The sequence below is a fragment of the Erythrobacter sp. S267 genome (genome assembly GCF_057365045.1).
In genome coordinates, this window is record NZ_CP200298.1 from 2,912,407 (window position 1) to 2,930,676 (window position 18,270).

Sequence of the window (18,270 nt, forward strand, 5' to 3'; positions counted from 1 at the left end):
GGCCCTAGAATACACCCCATGACTGGCCCGACTAAAGCCCGCGCTCTAGCGATTGCTCTGCCTGCCGCCTTGCTCGGCGGGGCGTATATTTCGGAATATGGCTTTGGCCTCTATCCATGCGAGATGTGCTGGTGGCAGCGCTGGCCGCATCTCGCGGCGATAGGCCTTGGAGCCTTGGCCTTTGTGGTTCCTCCGACCCGGCTTTGGACGATGCTAGCGGGGCTTGCCATCATCATCTCAGGCGCGATTGGCGGCTTTCACGCCGGCGTCGAATATGGCTGGTGGGAAGGTGTCACCGGATGCGCGACGATCCCCAGTGCGGTCGACGTTATGGATGTCGCTGCCGCTCCACTGGTGCGCTGCGATGTTGCGCCTTGGGATCTGTTTGGCATCTCGCTGGCGGGCTGGAATTTCCTGATTTCTTGTTTTGGCGGCGCGGCCGTGCTGGCGCTCGCTGCGTATAGGAAGTAAGATCTTTGCGAGAACTTACGGAGTTTCTGATGGAAAAAGACGAACTGCACCGCATGATCCGCGTCGATCAGGCCGGAGAGTTTGGCGCCACACGGATTTATGAAGGCCAGCTCGCCGTGATGGGCGACCGTGGCCCCCACTCCGCTGAGATCCGGCACATGGCCGAACAGGAAGAGGGCCACCGCGCCCGCTTCGACGCGCTGATGGCAGAACGCGGCGTGCGTCCGACCGCGCTTCAACCCTTCTGGTCGATGGCTGGATACGCTCTGGGTGCTGGGACCGCGTTGCTTGGGCCTGAGGCTGCGATGGCGTGCACGGCGGCGGTCGAAGAAGAGATCGACAAGCATTACTCCGAGCAACTCGACCGGTTGGCGGAGGGCAATGTGGACCCTGAGCTATCGGAAATGATTGAAGAATTCCGTGAGGATGAGCGCGAGCACCGCGATGCGGCGCTTGCTAACGGCGCGGAGAAGGCCCCGGCCTATCCGCTGCTTTCCGGCGCGATCAAACTGGGTTGCCGGATTGCGATCAAGGTGAGCGAGCGGGTCTAGGGATCGGTTGCAAGGCCCACCGCTCGGCGCAACATCCTTCATTATCGGTTCACGCGCTGCTATCTAGTCGCTTAGCCGGACCCCCGTACCCGAGAGACAGCTCATGAAGACGATTTCCCGCCTCGCACTTGCCGCTCCCTTGGCAGCCCCCTTCGCTGCGATTATCGCCGCCGCTCCTGCTGCGGCGCAGGATCAGGCGGGCGACCGCGTCAACATGGTCATCGCCTACAGCGAAGACGAATGCCCTGAGCCCACGCAAGAGGGTGAGATCGTCGTGTGCGAAATTTTGGTCGAGGCTGAGCGCTATCGCATTCCTTCCAACCTTCGCACCAGCTCCTCACCTGAGAACACGGCTTGGTCGCGCCGGGTTGAGAGTATTCGCTATATCGGTGAGTTTGGCACGATGTCCTGCGACCCGGCAGGCGCGGGTGGCTTTACGGGCTGCACGCAGCAGATGATCAATGCCGCCTATGCTGACCGCGCTGAAGGTGAGAATGTCCGCTTCGCTCAGCTCATCGAGGAAGAACGCCAAGCGCGCCTTTCCACCATTGATGCGGATGCCGCCGCTGAACAAGAGCGGGTCGAGCAAATCGAACGCGAATATCTGGAGCGGTTGGAGCGTGAGCGGAACGCACCGCTTCCCGGTGAAGAGGATTTGCCTGAGCCTGCTCCAGCACCAGCCGTCGGTCCAACCGATGACGGCAGCGGCAACTGAGCCTCTAATTACACAGAGTAATAGTCGCGGTACCAGGCAACAAACTGCCTGATCCCATCGCGCACGCTGGTTTGAGGCGTGTATCCCGTAAGCTCGCGTAGCAGGGTCGCGTTGGCCCATGTCGCGGGTACGTCGCCCTTTTGCATTGGCATGAAGTTACGGATCGCCTCGCGCCCGCACTCCGCCTCAATCGCGTCGACGAAATCAGTGAGCTTCACGGTCTCGCTATTGCCGATATTGACCACGCGCCAAGGGGCTGCCGGGGAAAGAGAGTCCCATTCCGGAATTTCCTCGGCGCTTTCGGGCCTGACCGGAGGCGTGTCCAGCAGCAGGCGGATGCCGCGCACCAGATCGGTGACATAAGTGAAATCGCGGTGCATCTCGCCCTGATTGTAGATGTCGATCGGGGTCCCTTCGAGGATCCCGCGTGTGAACTTGAACAGCGCCATATCGGGCCGCCCCCATGGCCCGTAGACCGTGAAGAAGCGGAACATCGTCGTCGGCAGGTTCCAAAGATGCGCGTAGGAATGGGCCATCGCCTCATTCGCCTTCTTCGTCGCGGCATACAGGGTCAGCTGGCTGTCGGTTTTCTCACGCTCGTCGAACGGCATGTCGGTGTTCGCGCCATAGACCGAACTGGTGGAGGCCATCATCAGATGCTCTACCTCCAACTCGCGCGCGCATTCCATGACGTTGAATGCGCCAACCAGATTAGCATCGACATAGGCGCGCGGATTTTCGAGGCTGTATCGGACACCTGCCTGGGCCGCCAAATGGACGATCACATCGGGCTTCGCCTTTTCTGCAAGCGAGTGAAGCTTGTCGAAGTCCTCCAACAGCCCGGTCTCGCAGGAAAAATACGGGTTCTGGAGGAGCATCTGATGCCGCCGCTCTTTCAGCCGTACATCGTAATAGTCAGTCATCCCGTCGTAGCCGACGACCCGGAACCCCTCGTCCAGCAAGAGCTGTGCGAGGTGGTAACCGATAAATCCGGCCGATCCGGTGATGAGGACAGTGCGCATGATGAGGCCCCTTTAGGAGCGACCTCTTTACACGAGGGTAACGGCCTCCACTATTGTCCGTTCTTCGCTGCCCACGATTTTGCGGAAATAGGCAATAGTGCGCTCAAGGCCTTCCTCCAGCTCGACTGAGGGCTGCCAGTCGAGGATTTCCCGGGCCAGCGAGATGTCAGGACGCCGTTGCATCGGGTCGTCTTGGGGCAAGGGCTTGCGCACCAGTTTTGAACGGCCGCCGACTTTGGCCAGCACTTGCTCGGCCAGCTGGCGGATGGTGAACTCCCGCGGATTGCCGAGGTTGATCGGTCCGTGAACCTCTGGCCCCGTGTCCATGAAGCGCAGAAAACCTTCAATCAGATCATCGACATAGCAGAAACTGCGCGTCTGCATCCCGTCGCCGAAAATCGTGATGTCTTCCCCGCGCAGTGCCTGGACGATGAAGTTCGACACCACCCGCCCATCGCTTGCATGCATGCGGGGCCCATAGGTGTTGAAGATCCGCGCAACTTTTGTGTCGAGCCCGTGCTGCCGGCGATAGTCGAAGAAGAGAGTTTCGGCACAGCGCTTACCCTCATCATAGCAGGAGCGCGGCCCGATCGGGTTGACATTACCCCAATACGCCTCGGGCTGTGGGTGGACGCTTGGGTCGCCATAAACCTCGCTGGTGGAGGCTTGGAAGATCGGGACTTTCAGACGCTTTGCGAGGCCGAGCATGTTGATCGCGCCATGCACGCTGGTCTTGGTCGTCTGCACCGGGTCGTGCTGATAGTGGATCGGTGAGGCCGGGCAGGCGAGGTTGAAGATCGCATCCACTTCCACAAACAGCGGAAAGCATACGTCGTGCCGCATAAACTCAAACCGCGGATTGCCGACGAGATGATCGATATTGCTCTTGTCGCCGGTGAAGAGGTTGTCGACGCACAGCACCTCGTCTCCGCGTGCGAGCAGCCGGTCGATCAGATGCGAGCCAAGAAAACCCGCTCCTCCGGTGACGAGTACGCGGCGGCGGCCGTAGGATTTGCTGGGCATGGGGCACCTTTTGGTTGCAGGTGAGTGTTGTAACTCCTCCAATGTCGCCGCGCATCGCCAGCGCGTCCACGCGAACTCGCTCAGAAATGGCGGTATTTGCTGAGCGCTCGCGCTGCGTAGTTGGAGAAATACCAAGCGCTGATCAGCGGTCCCAGCTTCTCGACCTCGCGATAGGCGCGCCATACGTGCAGCGCTGACTTTCGTTTGTCGCGGCTGACAGAGGCCTCCATCACGCGGTAGCGCATCAGGTCTTCATTGAGCCCGACCGCAACCCCACCGCGTTTCAGCAGCGATAGCCAGCAGGCGAAGTCGTCATAGAAGGTCTCGCGCATCATGAAGTCGCCAGAGAGACTGCGATCGACCAGCACGCTGGACGTGGCAATTGCCGTGTTGCCGAGCAACTGGCGATAGTTGAGGCGCGGTGGCACGCTGATGTAACTGCCCTTGCGCCGGCCATCGTCGGAGATACGCCGAAATCCGGTGAAGCTGAGAACCGCATCCTGTTGGCTCTCATGGAAAGCGATCTGTCGCTTAAGCTTCTCAGGCACCCATAGATCATCGCTGTCGAGAAAGGCGATCCAGCGCCCGCGCGCCTTGGCTAGAGCGTGGTTGCGAGCCTTTGCCGGGCCGCCGTTCCGCTCGGGCTCAATCAATCGAATACGCGAGTCGCGCTGCGTAAATGTGCGGACCACATCGCGCGTTTCATCCGGCCCGCAATCTTCTGCGATCAACATCTCCCAGTTTGGATGCGTCTGCCTCTGAACTGAGGAGATTGTCTCTGCGATCACGCTTGCCGCATTGTAAGCGGGAGTGATGATCGAGACGAGTTCGCCGGATCGGTCCTTGGGCTGCTCTGCCCCCAATAGGTCCGGGATAGACCTTTCTCGAATTGCTGACATGCGCTTGCTCCTGCAAATTTGCCAGGTGCCTTCGTAGCGTGATGCGCGTTGCAGATGGCTCGAAGATAGAACCAGATTAGAAGGATCTAACGCCGTGCTCAGCCAAACAGCCTCCCTCGATGCTACTCCTCTCGACGCAAGGCGCGTGGCCCCGCTCGCCGCCGATCTGGTTTATCTGCGCTCGATGGCGGTGGATGCTGCGCACAAGTTGCTGATGCGGCGCAAGCGGGACCGGCGCCTTGTGGAGCTCGACTATGATGCGGGCGACTGGCGGCGTGAGGCAGAGGAGATGGTCTGGCTGCTCAATCCAACTTTGCAGCACTATGCCGAACGCGCACATATGCGCCGCGAAATGCATGTGACGGTAGATGGGCAGCTGCACCGGATGCAGGCGCGTGACTATTATCGCTATCGCCGGTTGAAACTTGCCTCGATTATGGAGGAGTTTGCCCCCGATGATGATCTTTTGGTCGAGCTGGGGAGTGGAACCGGTGCGATCATTTATGAACTGCTGGCCAGCCTGCCCAAACGGCGCTTCCTGGGTCTCGACCTTTCCAAGCGAGGCATTGAAGTCGCGCGGACAGTGGCCGAGCATTACGGGGTCGAGAACGTGGCCTTCGACCGAATTGACCTGCTCGACGCTCAGTCATCGGGTTACAAGCATCTGGAGGGGCGCACGGTCTTCTCACACTATTGCCTTGAGCAATTGCCGCGCGAGACAGAGAATATCTTCCGCAACGTCATCGCCGCCGGGGCTAGGCGCTACATCATGATCGAGCCGACTTTTGAGCTCTTGAGCCGCACTTCGCTGCGCGACCTTGCGACCTGGTCCTATGTCCTGCGGCAGGACTATCAGCGTTCGATCATTGGCACTGCGCAAAAGATGGAGCGCGAAGGCTTGATCCGTATCGTCGAACAGCGGCGGCTCGACTTCGTGTCCAGCCATCGCCACTTCGCCACACTCTTGGTGTTTGACCGGTCCTGACGCAGGTCCGCCTAAGCTGTCAGTCGGATCGGGGCATCGGGCCGTGCGTCGATCTCCCTATGCATGAGAGCGGTGGTGACAGACTGCGTGAAGCGGTCGATGTTCACCGCATCACTGACATAGAGCTCGCCGGGATAGGTGCGTTGCCAAAGCGCGGCGAAAAAGGCTTCTGTCTCCACGTTGGAGGGCATTTGATTCGAGGGGGACTCGGGTTCCTTTGCGAGGAGCGCAGGCAGATCAGCAAGGTTTTCCACCTCAAGCGCAAAGGGCGCATCCCGATAGAAGGCATCTCCCAGCACGATTGCCTTGCGCCCGATCAATCCAGCCTCCGCACCGCTTTTTGAATTGACTGTAACGATCTTCGCCGCCGCGCGCAGAACGGTGTAGTTCGGTGTTGAAGGCGGCAGGATTGCAAAGCGATCATAGCGCGCCTTCAATCCCAATAACCCGGCATGCGGAACCGCGCCGATCATCGCCGGATGCTCTTTGGTCACGATGGTGTGGTCAGGAGGAGCGTGTCGGCAGATGAAATCGAGCAAGGCGAGCTGATCGAGATATTCGGGTGAGCGCAAGGTCAGCGCGACATCGCCTGGAACGTGCAGCGGGTAGTAAAGAAACCGCCCGAGTTCCTGGAGCGGCGTATAGTGTGATCTCAGCGCAAAGGATGCACGCAGCATCCGCAAATGAGTGCGCACATGGTGGCCGATCGCGCCAAACTCCTGCTCAGCGCCGAGCAGATATTTGTCGCGCGCTTTCTCAAGCAAGCGGCGGATATTATGCCCGCTCAGCAGTTTGGCAGCTGCCCCAGAATAGTGCCGGCGGTCCTTCTGCGGAATGACAAGTGTACCGCTGCTCCGCGCCTCCGCGATATAGGCAGCCAGCTCCGGCGTAACCTCAGCGCGAGCACTGCCGTCCAGTCGCAAGGCTGAGAGCGAGCCTTCGACGATTTGCATCCGGCCCTTGAAGAAGCTGGGTTCGATAAAGAGGCTCGGCACGCCCGCATTGAGCGCTGCGTGATGGAGGCCCAGAACCGATAGAAATCCGCCCAGCTCTTGCAGGAGGATCGGATCCCCCTTCGTGCGAGCACGATCAATCGCTGCCTCTCCGACCAACAGCGACCCGGCGAGCTTGTGCAACAAGTGATCAGTGTCACTCAGCCCAAAGGCGAAGCGTTCATGGGTTAGAAGCGGCCCCGGATTGTCGATCCCTTTTGAGCTGCACACCGCAACCGGGTCTTGACCACCAACCGCTCCCATCCGCGCGCTTAGCGTCCCATCGACCACATCCAGCCCGGCAGCTTCCAACATCGCTGTGCTGCGTGTGTCGCAGGAAACGAAGGTTACGGTATGGCCAATCGCCTCAAGCGACTTGCCGACCGGGGCCCAGAAGGCGGTCTGATATTCGGCAAGGGTCGAGATGATGAGGGATTGCATGGGCGTGGCGCTCCGGGGGTTGAGGTGTCTTTGGCGGCCCCTTAAGCCACACAAATCCCCGCAAGAACGACCCGAACTGCATCGGCTTTGGCGCTATCTGCGCACCCAGCATCGCTAACGCTCTGCTAATCCGGTCCTGCGCCAATTTGCGGCGTCATTCTCGGCGAAGAAAGGGAGGGCCATGAGCGAAACAAGCCTTTCTCTGCCTGCCGATCAGGCACCGCGGCGGGGCCCGGAAAAGCGGCTCTTGTGGCGCAATACTGGTTTCAGCGTTGGCCAGCAGATGGCGGCGATGGCGCTCGCGGTGATGCTGGTGCCCTACATGCTGTGGCACATGGGAGCGGAGCTTTATGGCCTGTGGCTGATCCTGCAATTGTTCAACATCTTGGGTCTCGCCTACTTGGCAGAGCTGGGGTTTCAGGGCGCAATCGTGCGCTACCTCACACGGTTCTATTTCGAAGAAGACACCGCATCCTTTCGCGCCGTGCTTGGTGGAGGCCTTGCCCTATTTCTCGCGATTGGCGGGGTGATGGGTGCAGGGGTCATCGCCTTCGCGCAAACCGCCTTGCCGCATGCCTTTGCGATCGCTCCCGAGCACCTCGCAGCGATGCAATGGGCGCTGACCTGCATTGGGGCGGGGCTGATCGCTGGCTTTCCCGGCCTAGTGATCAAGGCCTATTTCACCGCGCGTCAGGATCTTGCGACAACTAAGGTCTGGGAGCTTGCTGATCGCATCATCTTCGCGCTTGGCGTCTTTGTCCTGCTGCAATTCACCACCAATCTGGTGGCACTGATCGTCTTGGAGCAAATGATCGCGGTCACGCTGCTAGCAATCTTCACGCTGGTGGCGCGGCGCAGTGGAGGGGCCAGCTGGTTCACCTTGCGACCTCGCTTTGGTGCGGGAGGGCATTTTCGCGGCCTTGCGCGGCTTTCGGGATCGGTTTTTGCGAGCAATATTGCGAGCCAGGGCTTCAACCGGTTGCCAGAGCTTTTCGTGAGCGTCTTCCTTGGTCCAGTCTCGTTGACATTCTATCAAATCGCCACGCGCATCCCCCGCGTTATCAAGACCTTGCAAGGCAGCCTCAACGCAGCCGTTTTGCCGCATATTGCGGGGCTTGATGCTGCGGACGGCGAGGGCGAGGGCGAGGCGCAAGGTCACGTAAAGGGCGGGGCGCGAGCGCGCTTTGCTGTGGCGGGCTTGCGGGTGAACTATATTATCGCGGTGCCTTTGCTGGTGGCGGTGTCTCTGTTCGCACCGGTGATCCTCAGCCTCTGGGTCGGAGAGGAATACCGCCAACTCGCCGTCTTCATGGCCGCCTTTGCAGGATTTCAGGGATTGTTCCTCGCGAGCAATTTCTGCGCCGCGACCCTGACCCAACAGGCGCATTTCCGCCTATTTGTCCGCTGCAATCTGGCGGTGCTAGGCGGCTTCGTTGCGGCCTTGCTCTGGGGATTGGAGGGCTTTGGCCTGATCTTCCTCTTCGCTCTTCTTCTGGTCGCTGGGGTGGCCTTGTTTGCCTGTGTCCTGGCCGTGTTCCGAAGCGCCCATGGGCTAAGCCTTCGCCATGTGGTCGGCCAAGTCGTAGTCGGCCCGATCTTGATCTCAGGCGTTCTGGGCACCGGTTTATTGGCGGGCCCAGCATTGCTCCTCAGCCGAAACCTCTGGATTGGAGGGAGTTGCGCCCTACTCCTGTGTTCTGGGCTCTATGCTGCAGCGCTCTACTTTCTCGTCCTAAGCCCTGAGGAGCGTGGTCGTTTGCGAGGCCGGATCAACCGAGTGCTGAGATCATGAAGGCGATCACCGCCAACAAGCCGTTGCGGGCCGGGCCATTGTCGATTGCGCTGCGGCGATTGCGCGCCTTTGGCAGCAAAGGTGTGGCCCGCTTAAAATATCGCCTGTTGCGATCCCGCTTGGCGCGTCCGATCAAATCCATGCGCAGTCTGGCGATCAAAGATGAGCTCGCTCAGCGTAAAGTTTTGGCGCTCGAACTAACCCGTGACCAGTCAGTTCGTATGGCTGCTCGTGATCTTGAGCGGTATGGCTTTGTGCGGCTTGACCACTTGGTCGACCCCATCGCAATGGGCGCACTCGCGTCAGAGGCGCAGCGCAAGACTGTCAGCAACGCGCCTACCATGGTGCCAGAGGGAGTAAGCCGCAAACCCTATTGGAGCCGACTGCTCGACAGCGACCTGGTCGGCGGCGCCATGCCAAGTGACACGGCCTTCACTCGCTTTGCCCTCCAGCCTCGCTTGCTGGCGATGTTGGCTGAAACGTTCGGAACCTTGCCTTTGCTTGACTATGTGCTGCTGACACACTCGCAGCCTAGCGAGGCACCACTTAGCCAGTCGCAACTCTGGCACCGCGACCATGACGATGTTCGCACGATCAAGCTGTTTGTCTATCTCACTGACGTCTTGGAGGAAGGCTGCGGCCCGTTCACCTTCTTGGGCGGCCCCCAATCTGACAAAGCGGGAAGGTTGGGCGCGAGCCATGCCAGCGATCAGGCGTTGTCATCCCGCGCAAACCCATCCGATGTGGAGCAGATATTTGCACCCGCTCTAAGCACCTTTGCGGTTGAGACATCGCGTTGCCTGCACATGGGCAGCCGACTGGCACCGGGACATGACCGCGTGTTGTTCACCGCAACCTACATCACGCTGCCGCGCATCTTTGCCTCCCAGAACCGATTTGTTCCGATGCGTGGAGGCACCGCGATAGAACGCGCAGTGTTGGGAGAGGCACCTATATGAGCGTCTTTAGCGTCCTCGCCCTTGCCGGTTTTCTGGCTCTCATCGCCATGCTTATCAAGTCACGCTTGGCGCTCTTCATCGCGGCGTTCTTTACGATCTTCCCGCTCGTCTACCGAGCGATCGATGTCACGGTCCTTGATGTGTTTGGCCCGTTTTACACGCGCGAGCTCAACGAGTTTGTCGGCGGCAATATGGCGACACCTGTCTTCATCTATGCCGCGCTTTCCTTTGTCATCCCTTTGATGATCCTGTTCCCTGATAGCGGCCGCCGGTTTGAGAAACTGGCCGAGGAACGTGTGCTCGACAGCGCCTATCACCGGATCGCGGCCAATGGTGCTTTTGCGTTCGGGCTGGGGGTGCTGGGCCTTCTGGCGCTCAACTTCGTGATGACCGGGACTGTTCCGATCCTGCAAGGCATTGACCGTGTCGCCTATTCTCAGAGCGCGGGCCCGGTGCACAATATCGCCTATGAGATGAACTTTCTGCTCAATTTCATCTTTGGCGCCTTCACCATCTTACCGCGCATCAATGGGCGCGGGTTTGATCTGCGCTTTGCAGGGCTTGCGATCGCGCTGATCGCCTATTGGGTGGTCACGGGGAACCGCTTCAGCGTGTTCTTTGTCCTCGTGTCTTTCTATCTCATGCCAGCAGCCTTGGTGTTGATCGCGCGCAAGGCGGGACGGATTGGTGAGCTGGATGGCGGCCTGATCGGCCAACGTATTTTGACCTCAGGCTTTAGCCGTTTTTGTGCAGTGGTGGGAGCCGGGGTGATGGTCGCCGGGCTGCTCTACAATTCCTATTATAATGTGCGCGACTATCGTGAGCCGCTCTATGAGATTCAGGAGCGCATTCTGGTCCAGCCCGTGCACCTTTGGGTCAATGCCTGGGACAGGGTGGATTTCGAGAATGTGGCCGACCCGATCAACGAACATGCGGTGCAGGAGATCCTCGACCCAATCAATGCAGAGCGCAACAGCACGATCCAATATCTGATGACGCTGGAGCTTGGCTATTTCCGAACGGCTGAGCTCACTGGGCTGGGACAGGCGTATAATGGCGGCTATCCCGAAGTGCACTTTGAGCTTCTCGGCGCGTGGCTGCCCTTTATATCCTTGCCGTTCATGGGCTTTGTCACTGCGTGGTTCCTAAGCCTGTTCTTGCGGCTCCTTTACCGCAATCTCATCCTCACTTCGATCCTGGGGCTATACCTCTATTTCGGGCTGACGTTGCATTACACCGGCGGCATGCTGACCTTCGTCTTGGCAGTGACCTATTGGATCAAGATCGCCCTGTTCCTTGCCTGCTGGGTCATCGAGCGCCGGCTCGTTGAACGCGGTGAAGAGCTGCGGCAAGAGACCGCCGCAATCCGCTCAGGGGCACCTACCGTTCCTAGGCTGCGGCCCATTCCGGCCGGTTGAGGTTCTTATCCGAGCATCCGCCAATCGGCCGGCGTTCCCCGCTCCACATCGTGCGCCACTCTTTTGCCAATCAGTGTGTCGAGATGTTTCGGCGCAAGGCCATAGCCCGGCCGAATTGCGCGCACCGCATCCATCTCGATCACGTCGCCCGCCTTCAGATCGCGGGTGATGTAGAGCGAGCGGCGGAATGTCCGCGAGCCCTGCTCTGCGGGCACATCTCCATAGGAAACTGTACCAAGTGCCTGCCAGGCCCGCTCTGTCTCGACCCGCAATTGTGCGAGTTCGGCGGGTTCCATCGAGAACTCAGAATCAACCCCGCCATCCTTGCGCGACAGGGTAAAGTGCTTCTCGATCAACACAGCTCCCAGAGCCGTCGCTGCCACCGACACGCCGCAGCCCATCGTGTGGTCAGAGAGACCCACTGCGCAGCCGGTCATTGCGGCCAGATGCGGGATCGTGGCGATGTTGGTGCTTTCCGGGGTCGCGGGATAGGTGCTAGTGCATTTCAGCAGCACGATCTGGTCATTGCCCTCCCCCCGCGCCGCCCGAACCGCCTCGTCAATCTCTGCCGGGGTCGCCATGCCGGTCGACATGATCACCGGCTTGCCCGTGCGCGCAACCGTCCGGATCAGCGGCAGGTCAACCAGCTCGAACGAGGCAATCTTGTAGGCTGGCACGCCCAGCCCCTCCAAAAACGTCACCGCGCTCGCATCGAAGGGGGAGGACAAACAATGAATGCCACGCTTTGTTGCTTGCTCCATGATCGGACCGTGCCATTCCCAAGGCAAATGCGCCTCATGATAGAGATCGTGAAGATGCCGCCCGTGCCACAGGCTGTCGGGATCATTGATCACAAAGCCTTCCGCCTCGCAATCGAGCGTCATTGTATCGGCAGTGTAGGTCTGCAGCTTGATGGCATGCGCTCCTGCGTCTGCAGCCGCATCGACTATCGCCAGCGCGCGTTCGAGCGAGCCATTGTGGTTCGCCGACATCTCAGCAATCAGGTAGGGCGGATGGGAAGCGTCAATCGGGCGGTCAGCGATTTTCATAAGAGGTGTGCTCCGACAAATATGTGAGCGTGCAGGGTGCGCGCAGCAGGCCTTTCAGGACAAGCAAAGGCACCTCCCAATTGGACCTAATTCAAAAGGAGACAGAGTATGAGCGATCTAGCGATCATTACAGGGGCGGCAAGCGGCTTGGGGGAGACGGTTCTCGCAACGCTCTCCGAACGCGGAATGGCCTGCCTTGCGATCAGCCGCAATGCCGATTGGAGCCGAGATTGCCCCCATATCTGCGCTGATTTTCGCGAGAGCCACAACTGGGCGCAAAAACTGGCTCCAATCTTGAGCCAGCTCAGCTTTGAGCGCCTCTGGTTCTTCGATATCGCTGCAATATTGCCGCAGGGTCAAATGCTCGATCAGACGCTTGAGACGGCGATGGAGGACGCGATGCAAGTCAATCTCAGCAGCCCGCTCGCAATTGGCAAAGCGCTTGCGGAGATAGCGACCGCCAAGGGGGCCACGTTGGAGGTGGTTCACGTCTCCAGCGGAGCGGCTCTGCGCGCGATCCCCAATTGGGGTGCCTATTGCATCAGCAAGGCGGCAGCGGTGATGGCTTGGCGCGCTCTGGATGAAGAGAACACTCACATTACCTCGCACATCTTCCAGCCCGGCGTGATCGACACGCTGATGCAGCGCCGGCTGCGTGAGAGCGGCGATCCAATGGCTGCCCCGGTCAAGAACCTCCAGACGCCTCAAGAGGTTGCCGATCGGATGCTCCAGGAATGCGGACTGGCGAGGGCTGACAGCTCATGAAAATTGCCGTCCTGGCTGACATCCATTCGAACATCGCCGCGCTTGCCTGTGTGCTCAGCGATATTCGCGCAGAGGGGATCGACCAGCTGGTGATCCTCGGCGATGTGGTGGGGTATTATTACGAGCCGGCCGCGGTGGTCGAGGCACTGCAGGCCTTCCAATGCACCGCAATTCAGGGCAATCACGACCGGATGGCGCTCGCTGCGCGCAAGGATTGGGCGACACTGACCCACTACCGCGACCGCTATGGATCAGGCTTGGACGCGGTTCTTGAGCAGTTTGCAGACGCGCATTGGGCATGGTTGGAAGCGCTGCCCGTTTCACGTGAGATCACGCTGGGCGACCAACGGATATACCTGGCACATGGCGCCCCCTTCGATCCTGACGCCTATATCTATCCCAATGACGATGCGGCCCGTTTTGTGCGGGTCGGAGAGGGATTGGACTGCGATCAGGTTTGGCTGGGCCACACGCATTGGCCGTTTCTACGCGCAGGCAAGCCGACGATTTGTAACCCGGGATCGGTTGGTCAACCGCGCGACATTGGTGGGCTGGCGAGCTGGGCGATTTTCTATCCCGAGACAGGCGCGATTGCCTTGCGCCGGACCGAATTTCCTATCGAGGCGGCTCAGGCCCAGTGCCGTGCGCGCGATGCGGGACGAGAGCAATTGGGCGCGGTTTTGACGCGCAATCGGTTGAAGGTTCCGGCGTGACGCTGGCTGGCATTTCCGGCTCTATCCTGCTGACTGGAGCGGGCGGCGATATCGGCATCGCTCTGGCCCGCGTTCTGCGAGAGGCTCTGCCAGGTGCGCGGATCATCGGCGCTGACTGCGATTCAAACGCGCCGGGCGAAGCCTTTGTGGACGATTTCCTCGTCCTGCCGCCCGCGCAGGCACCCGACTTTCTGAGGTCGCTTGAGCAAGCAGTGGTGCAAAGCAAGGCTCTGGCCGTCATTCCCCTTGCAGAAGCGGAGTTGGCGCGCCTCCTCCGCGCGTCGCTCATTGGTGAGAGCTTTGCAGGCGCCGCCTTGGTCACCGCTAACGCGGGGGCACTCGCGATCGGCCTCGACAAGCTGACCACCGCGCGCACCTTGCAGGCGGCGGGCTTAGACGTGCCCGAAACCGGTCTCGTGGGCGAAGATGAGCCGGGCGATTTTGACGTCATAATCAAGCCGCGCTCGGGTCAGGGGAGCAAGGGGCTCGCACAGGTGCACCGGAGCGAATATGCGCACGCCGCCGAGGGCCGAGAAGGCTATATCTGGCAGCGATGGCTAAAGGATGATCAGGCGGAGTTCACCTGTGGCCTTGTCCGCCTTCCGGGAATGTCCACCCGTTCGATCTGCTTCCGCCGAAGCCTTCGCGGTGGTCTGACCGGCACCGGAGAAGTGGTGTTTGATCCAAAGCTTGAACAATTGTGCCTTGATCTTGCCGAGGCGATCGATCTGGAGGGCGCGATCAACGTGCAGCTGCGTATGGATGCTGGAACGCCGCGCGTGTTTGAGGTGAACCCGCGCTTTTCCAGCACGGTCGGATTTCGCCACCGGCTGGGTTTTCAGGATGCGATCTGGTCACTTCAGCAGCGGCTTGACCTTCCCATCGGTCGTTACGATCCTCCTTCCACAGGAACCAGGATCGACCGGGTGGCCACCGAATTGATCCGCTCGCCTTTGGCGTGATCCAAGGCGCCCCGATCGCAGGCTAGCTTTGCGTGGAGGAGGCTGTCCACCGGCGCGCCTTCCAGCGTGATATGCTGACGCAATCGTCCTTCGAGAACGTAGCCCGCATCCTCAAGAACCGACACGTGGAAAGGACGAATGTCATAGGTTTCGAGGGTCAGGCGATTGAGGCTGAGCGCGTGGAAAGCATAGCGTTCCACCATCCCAAGAAAGGCTAAGAGCGCTGAACGATATTCCTTCGCATTGCCCGCGATTTTGGGCGCGAGAAGGACGGAGATCTCCGCACGTTTGTGCTCCCAGGCGCAATGAACCAGTCCGCCATAGCCGATGGGCTGGCCGCGATGCTCAATCACCATCAGTATGGTGGCGGGTTTGGCGATGTCCATTTGCGGCCAGATCGTGTTGATGAAGTATAGGCGTTGCTGATCGCTCGATATTGCTTCTGCCTGTCGCAGCACATCCATCTGGGCGTTGCGCCAGAGGCGAATGCGCTCAATATCGGTGTCACCAATCCATCGCAGTGAGTATCTAGCATGGGTCTGATCGAGCGGAGGCAGGCAGCGATAGGAGCGGCTCATGCTGCTTCGTCCTGCTCGCGTAATCGCGCAAACAGCCATTCCGCGCGCTGCCAGTCCTCTTCGGTATCAATATCCGCAACCCTGTTCGCGTCGATGACAAGCGACCCAGTGGATGGCCCGAGTAAAGGTGCGCCTGTCTGCAGGAACGCAGGCCGGGTCCACACCCATTGACCAGCATCGTGATAGACCTCTTCCAGGTCTTGCGAACGGGTATTGGCGTGCTCGGGATAGGTCAGAGCCACAGCACCATCAGACCCGCGCGTGAGACTGCGCTCGATCGGATAGGCGAAGCGCGCAACGGGAAGCACCACGTCAAACCATCCGCCGTTGAGCAACTCCAGACCTTGCCTAAGATCACGTGGTGCGATCAGCGGCGCAGTCGCGAAAAGGCAGCAGATATGAGCAAACTTACGCTCGCTGGCCGAGTAGCACTCGGTGACCTCGCGCAGGACATCGGCGATTGGGGAATGGTCGTCTGCCGTATCGGGAGAGCGCAGGAAGGGCACCGAAGCCCCGGCGGCCCGGGCAATATCAGCGATTTGCTGATCCTCAGTGCTGACCATGACTTCTTCGAACAAACCGCTCTTGAAAGCGGCATCGATGCTCCAGTTGAGAATTGGGCGTCCGGCGAAGTGACGGATATTCTTGCGCGCAATTCGCTTGCTGCCCCCGCGTGCCGGGATAATGGCGAGGTTGCCGCTGGACATCTCAACCGATTGCTTCGCGCAGAGTGTCGACGACCCGGTCCTGCTGGGAATGGGTCATTGCGGGAAAGAGTGGCAAGGTCAGTGCGCGATCATAATAGGCCTCGGCAGCCGGGAAATCGCCCCGCGCAAAGCCGAGCTGCGCATAAAAGGGTTGGGTGTGGATCGGAATGTAATGCACATTCACGCCGATATTGGCAGCGTGCATAGCCTCGAAGACTTCGCGCCGGTTACGCTCAACATCCCCGTGAAGCTCCACCGCATAGAGATGCCAAGAAGACTGCCTGTCCCCAAGTTTAGCGGGCAACACCACGGGTATGTCAGCCATCAACGCATCATAGCGCATCGCCAGGCAATTGCGGGCCTCGCGCCATTGGTCGAGCCGGTTGAGCTGCGATAAGCCCAAAGCAGATTGCAAGTCTGTGAGGCGATAATTGTAGCCCAGCGTGACCTGTTCATAGTGCCAACGGCCCGCGAGCTCACCTGACATCTGCGCCGGATCGCGGGTGACGCCGTGTGATCGCAAGAGATGCAAACGCTCAGCAAGCCCATCATCTTGCGTCACGATCATCCCGCCCTCTGCGCTGGTAATGATCTTGACCGCGTGAAAGCTGAAGACACTTGCATCAGCAAATTCAGAGCCAATGGGCGCGCCCTGATATGCGGCTCCGACAGCGTGGCTCGCATCGGCCAGAATGCGAAAGCCATATCGGTCGGCGAGTGCACGCATTTCTGCCAGATCGCATGGCAGGCCGGCGAAGTGGACCGGGATCAACAAATGGGGAAGCGTTCCGTCCCGCTCTGCTTGCGCCAGCTTCGTCGCCAGCGCCTCAACCGACATGTTGCGGGTGGCTGGGTCGATATCGACAAAGTCCACGCTCGCCCCGCACATCACCGCGCAATTGGCGCTGGCGACGAAGCTGATGGGGCTGGTCCAGACGCGGCTCCCCGGACCGACGCCCAACGCAAGGCAACCGATATGCAGCGCCGCTGTAGCGTTAGAGACAGTGATGGCGTGCGCCACGTGATGGCGCGCGGCGAAAGCGGTCTCAAATGCGGGTCCGGCGGGGCCTTGGGTCAAGAAGTCGCTGGTTAGCGCTTTCGTGACCGCTGCGATGTCCACTGCCTCGATCTGCTGGCAGCTATAGGGGATGGGTTCTAATGACTTATCTACAGAACCAACGGGACGATCTGCGAACGCGGTGCTCACGCCAGTTCCGGAACGCCCGCCTCCTCGCCAATCAGCGAGCGCAGCTGGGCAACAGTGAGAAAGTCTGGATTGGTGCCGGAATTGTAGACGAAGCCCGGTTCGACAGGATGGCCTCCATTATCGCGGCAATATTGCTCAAGCGTTTCACGGTCGCCGGGCGGCAGGATCGCGTAATAGCGGCCCATATCGACGGTATAGAAGCTGTCGGAGGAGGTTATCATCTCCTCATGGATCTTCTCTCCCGGACGGATGCCGACCACCTCTTGGATCGCTTCTGGCGCGATAGCCTCAGCCACATCGCCGATGCGGTAAGAGGGGATTTTGGGCACCAGGATTTCTCCGCCGCTCGCATTTTCGAGCGACCATAAGACCATCTCGACCCCCTCATCGAGCGAGATGTTGAAGCGGGTCATCCGCTCATCTGTGATCGGCAAAACACCGCTCTTGCGCCGCGCTTTGAAGAACGGGATGACCGACCCGCGCGAGCCCATCACATTGCCATAGCGAACGACCGCGAAGCGCAGATCGCGTTTCCCGCGGATATTGTTGGCCGCAACGAATAGCTTGTCCGAGCACAGCTTTGTCGCGCCATAGAGGTTGGCAGGCGCAGCGGCTTTGTCCGTTGAGAGTGCAATCACCCGGCTCACACCATTGTCGAGGCAAGCCTCAATCACGTTCTGTGCGCCCAACACGTTGGTCTTGATACATTCAAACGGGTTGTACTCCGCTGCCGGCACTTGTTTCAGCGCGGCGGCGTGGACGACATAGTCGATCCCCTGCATCGCTCTCCGCAGCCGTGCATCATCACGCACATCACCGATAAAATATCGCAGCGCCCGGTGCTTTTCCGGCGAGAATTCCTGCGCCATTTCAAACTGTTTAAGCTCATCGCGCGAGAAGATCACCAGCCGCGCAATGCCAGGATAAAGGTCGAGCACGCGGCGCACAAAGGCGCGTCCGAACGATCCGGTCCCACCTGTGATAAGAAGCGATTTGCCGTTTAGCATTGGAGCCTTGACCC

General features: G+C 59.8%; 19 protein-coding genes. 10 read left to right on the top strand and 9 right to left on the bottom strand.

Annotated features, from left to right (window positions below; genetic code table 11):
- Nucleotides 1–18: 18 nt before the first annotated feature.
- The 3 genes from AC0V6X_RS13740 to AC0V6X_RS13750 all read left to right on the top strand — a co-directional run bounded on the left by AC0V6X_RS13740 (nt 19) and on the right by AC0V6X_RS13750 (nt 1,737).
- On the top strand, nt 19–471 hold the full coding sequence (locus tag AC0V6X_RS13740; RefSeq protein ID WP_486185108.1) for a disulfide bond formation protein B: 453 nt from the start codon (nt 19–21) through the stop codon (nt 469–471).
- A gap of 29 nt (nt 472–500) precedes the next feature.
- Complete coding sequence (locus AC0V6X_RS13745) at nt 501–1,022, top strand: demethoxyubiquinone hydroxylase family protein (protein WP_486185109.1); 522 nt, start codon at nt 501–503, stop codon at nt 1,020–1,022.
- A gap of 103 nt (nt 1,023–1,125) precedes the next feature.
- Complete coding sequence (locus AC0V6X_RS13750; protein WP_486185110.1) at nt 1,126–1,737, top strand: hypothetical protein; 612 nt, start codon at nt 1,126–1,128, stop codon at nt 1,735–1,737.
- Nucleotides 1,738–1,745: 8 nt separating this feature from the next.
- On the opposite strand, the gene AC0V6X_RS13755 is transcribed toward AC0V6X_RS13750, so the two are convergent.
- The 3 genes from AC0V6X_RS13755 to AC0V6X_RS13765 all read right to left on the bottom strand — a co-directional run bounded on the left by AC0V6X_RS13755 (nt 1,746) and on the right by AC0V6X_RS13765 (nt 4,681).
- Nucleotides 1,746–2,759 carry an NAD-dependent epimerase/dehydratase family protein gene (locus tag AC0V6X_RS13755; protein ID WP_486185111.1) on the bottom strand — a complete coding sequence of 338 codons (1,014 nt, stop codon included), beginning with the start codon at nt 2,757–2,759 and terminating at the stop codon, nt 1,746–1,748.
- A 27-nt stretch (nt 2,760–2,786) separates the two neighbouring features.
- Entirely contained in the window at nt 2,787–3,782 is a 996-nt protein-coding gene (locus tag AC0V6X_RS13760) for a UDP-glucuronic acid decarboxylase family protein (RefSeq protein ID WP_486185112.1), read from the bottom strand.
- A gap of 80 nt (nt 3,783–3,862) precedes the next feature.
- On the bottom strand, nt 3,863–4,681 hold the full coding sequence (locus AC0V6X_RS13765; protein WP_486185113.1) for a glycosyltransferase family 2 protein: 819 nt from the start codon (nt 4,679–4,681) through the stop codon (nt 3,863–3,865).
- A gap of 94 nt (nt 4,682–4,775) precedes the next feature.
- Between AC0V6X_RS13765 and AC0V6X_RS13770 the strand changes: the two genes are divergently transcribed.
- Complete coding sequence (locus AC0V6X_RS13770) at nt 4,776–5,666, top strand: methyltransferase domain-containing protein (RefSeq protein ID WP_486185114.1); 891 nt, start codon at nt 4,776–4,778, stop codon at nt 5,664–5,666.
- Between the two features lie 11 nt (nt 5,667–5,677).
- Here the strand turns inward: AC0V6X_RS13770 and AC0V6X_RS13775 are convergent, their stop codons facing one another.
- Entirely contained in the window at nt 5,678–7,099 is a 1,422-nt protein-coding gene (locus tag AC0V6X_RS13775) for a capsular polysaccharide export protein, LipB/KpsS family (protein ID WP_486185115.1), read from the bottom strand.
- 181 nt (nt 7,100–7,280) lie between these two features.
- On the opposite strand from AC0V6X_RS13775, the gene AC0V6X_RS13780 reads away from it, so the two are divergent.
- From AC0V6X_RS13780 to AC0V6X_RS13790, 3 genes are read left to right on the top strand one after another with little or no spacing between them, the layout of a single operon-like run.
- Nucleotides 7,281–8,891, top strand: a complete 1,611-nt coding sequence (locus AC0V6X_RS13780; protein WP_486185116.1) for a lipopolysaccharide biosynthesis protein — start codon at nt 7,281–7,283, stop codon at nt 8,889–8,891.
- Nucleotides 8,888–9,850: a hypothetical protein gene (locus tag AC0V6X_RS13785; RefSeq protein ID WP_486185117.1), complete on the top strand. Its 963-nt coding sequence runs from the start codon at nt 8,888–8,890 to the stop codon at nt 9,848–9,850. The genes AC0V6X_RS13780 and AC0V6X_RS13785 overlap by 4 nt, the downstream gene beginning before the upstream one ends.
- Nucleotides 9,847–11,268, top strand: coding sequence for a DUF6418 domain-containing protein (locus tag AC0V6X_RS13790; RefSeq protein WP_486185118.1), 1,422 nt, complete (start codon nt 9,847–9,849; stop codon nt 11,266–11,268). The genes AC0V6X_RS13785 and AC0V6X_RS13790 overlap by 4 nt, the downstream gene beginning before the upstream one ends.
- 5 nt (nt 11,269–11,273) lie before the next feature.
- Here the strand turns inward: AC0V6X_RS13790 and pseI are convergent, their stop codons facing one another.
- Entirely contained in the window at nt 11,274–12,317 is a 1,044-nt protein-coding gene (gene pseI, locus AC0V6X_RS13795; protein WP_486185119.1) for a pseudaminic acid synthase, read from the bottom strand.
- A gap of 108 nt (nt 12,318–12,425) precedes the next feature.
- Here pseI and AC0V6X_RS13800 point away from each other — a divergent pair, with 108 nt between their 5' ends.
- From AC0V6X_RS13800 to AC0V6X_RS13810, 3 genes are read left to right on the top strand one after another with little or no spacing between them, the layout of a single operon-like run.
- Nucleotides 12,426–13,082, top strand: coding sequence for an SDR family NAD(P)-dependent oxidoreductase (locus AC0V6X_RS13800; protein ID WP_486185120.1), 657 nt, complete (start codon nt 12,426–12,428; stop codon nt 13,080–13,082).
- Entirely contained in the window at nt 13,079–13,795 is a 717-nt protein-coding gene (locus AC0V6X_RS13805) for a metallophosphoesterase family protein (protein WP_486185121.1), read from the top strand. The genes AC0V6X_RS13800 and AC0V6X_RS13805 overlap by 4 nt, the downstream gene beginning before the upstream one ends.
- Nucleotides 13,792–14,757: an ATP-grasp domain-containing protein gene (locus AC0V6X_RS13810; protein WP_486185122.1), complete on the top strand. Its 966-nt coding sequence runs from the start codon at nt 13,792–13,794 to the stop codon at nt 14,755–14,757. Before AC0V6X_RS13805 ends, AC0V6X_RS13810 begins: the two co-directional genes overlap by 4 nt.
- Here the strand turns inward: AC0V6X_RS13810 and AC0V6X_RS13815 are convergent.
- The 4 genes from AC0V6X_RS13815 to pseB are packed head-to-tail and all read right to left on the bottom strand — an operon-like array spanning nt 14,685 to nt 18,256.
- On the bottom strand, nt 14,685–15,335 hold the full coding sequence (locus AC0V6X_RS13815) for a GNAT family N-acetyltransferase (RefSeq protein WP_486185123.1): 651 nt from the start codon (nt 15,333–15,335) through the stop codon (nt 14,685–14,687). The genes AC0V6X_RS13810 and AC0V6X_RS13815 overlap by 73 nt on opposite strands.
- Nucleotides 15,332–16,042: a pseudaminic acid cytidylyltransferase gene (pseF, locus tag AC0V6X_RS13820; protein WP_486185124.1), complete on the bottom strand. Its 711-nt coding sequence runs from the start codon at nt 16,040–16,042 to the stop codon at nt 15,332–15,334. The genes AC0V6X_RS13815 and pseF overlap by 4 nt, the downstream gene beginning before the upstream one ends.
- A gap of 1 nt (nt 16,043) precedes the next feature.
- Entirely contained in the window at nt 16,044–17,249 is a 1,206-nt protein-coding gene (gene pseC / locus AC0V6X_RS13825; RefSeq protein WP_486185125.1) for a UDP-4-amino-4,6-dideoxy-N-acetyl-beta-L-altrosamine transaminase, read from the bottom strand.
- Entirely contained in the window at nt 17,246–18,256 is a 1,011-nt protein-coding gene (gene pseB, locus AC0V6X_RS13830; protein WP_486185126.1) for a UDP-N-acetylglucosamine 4,6-dehydratase (inverting), read from the bottom strand. The genes pseC and pseB overlap by 4 nt, the downstream gene beginning before the upstream one ends.
- Nucleotides 18,257–18,270: the final 14 nt, after the last annotated feature.

Coding starts and splice junctions, on each gene's coding strand:
- AC0V6X_RS13740 (WP_486185108.1), top strand. CDS start 19: ATGACTGGCCCGACTAAAGCCCGCGCTCTAGCGATTGCTCTGCCTGCC.
- AC0V6X_RS13745 (WP_486185109.1), top strand. CDS start 501: ATGGAAAAAGACGAACTGCACCGCATGATCCGCGTCGATCAGGCCGGA.
- AC0V6X_RS13750 (WP_486185110.1), top strand. CDS start 1,126: ATGAAGACGATTTCCCGCCTCGCACTTGCCGCTCCCTTGGCAGCCCCC.
- AC0V6X_RS13755 (WP_486185111.1), bottom strand. CDS start 2,759: ATGCGCACTGTCCTCATCACCGGATCGGCCGGATTTATCGGTTACCAC.
- AC0V6X_RS13760 (WP_486185112.1), bottom strand. CDS start 3,782: ATGCCCAGCAAATCCTACGGCCGCCGCCGCGTACTCGTCACCGGAGGA.
- AC0V6X_RS13765 (WP_486185113.1), bottom strand. CDS start 4,681: ATGTCAGCAATTCGAGAAAGGTCTATCCCGGACCTATTGGGGGCAGAG.
- AC0V6X_RS13775 (WP_486185115.1), bottom strand. CDS start 7,099: ATGCAATCCCTCATCATCTCGACCCTTGCCGAATATCAGACCGCCTTC.
- AC0V6X_RS13780 (WP_486185116.1), top strand. CDS start 7,281: ATGAGCGAAACAAGCCTTTCTCTGCCTGCCGATCAGGCACCGCGGCGG.
- AC0V6X_RS13785 (WP_486185117.1), top strand. CDS start 8,888: ATGAAGGCGATCACCGCCAACAAGCCGTTGCGGGCCGGGCCATTGTCG.
- AC0V6X_RS13790 (WP_486185118.1), top strand. CDS start 9,847: ATGAGCGTCTTTAGCGTCCTCGCCCTTGCCGGTTTTCTGGCTCTCATC.
- pseI (WP_486185119.1), bottom strand. CDS start 12,317: ATGAAAATCGCTGACCGCCCGATTGACGCTTCCCATCCGCCCTACCTG.
- AC0V6X_RS13800 (WP_486185120.1), top strand. CDS start 12,426: ATGAGCGATCTAGCGATCATTACAGGGGCGGCAAGCGGCTTGGGGGAG.
- AC0V6X_RS13805 (WP_486185121.1), top strand. CDS start 13,079: ATGAAAATTGCCGTCCTGGCTGACATCCATTCGAACATCGCCGCGCTT.
- AC0V6X_RS13815 (WP_486185123.1), bottom strand. CDS start 15,335: ATGAGCCGCTCCTATCGCTGCCTGCCTCCGCTCGATCAGACCCATGCT.
- pseF (WP_486185124.1), bottom strand. CDS start 16,042: ATGTCCAGCGGCAACCTCGCCATTATCCCGGCACGCGGGGGCAGCAAG.
- pseB (WP_486185126.1), bottom strand. CDS start 18,256: ATGCTAAACGGCAAATCGCTTCTTATCACAGGTGGGACCGGATCGTTC.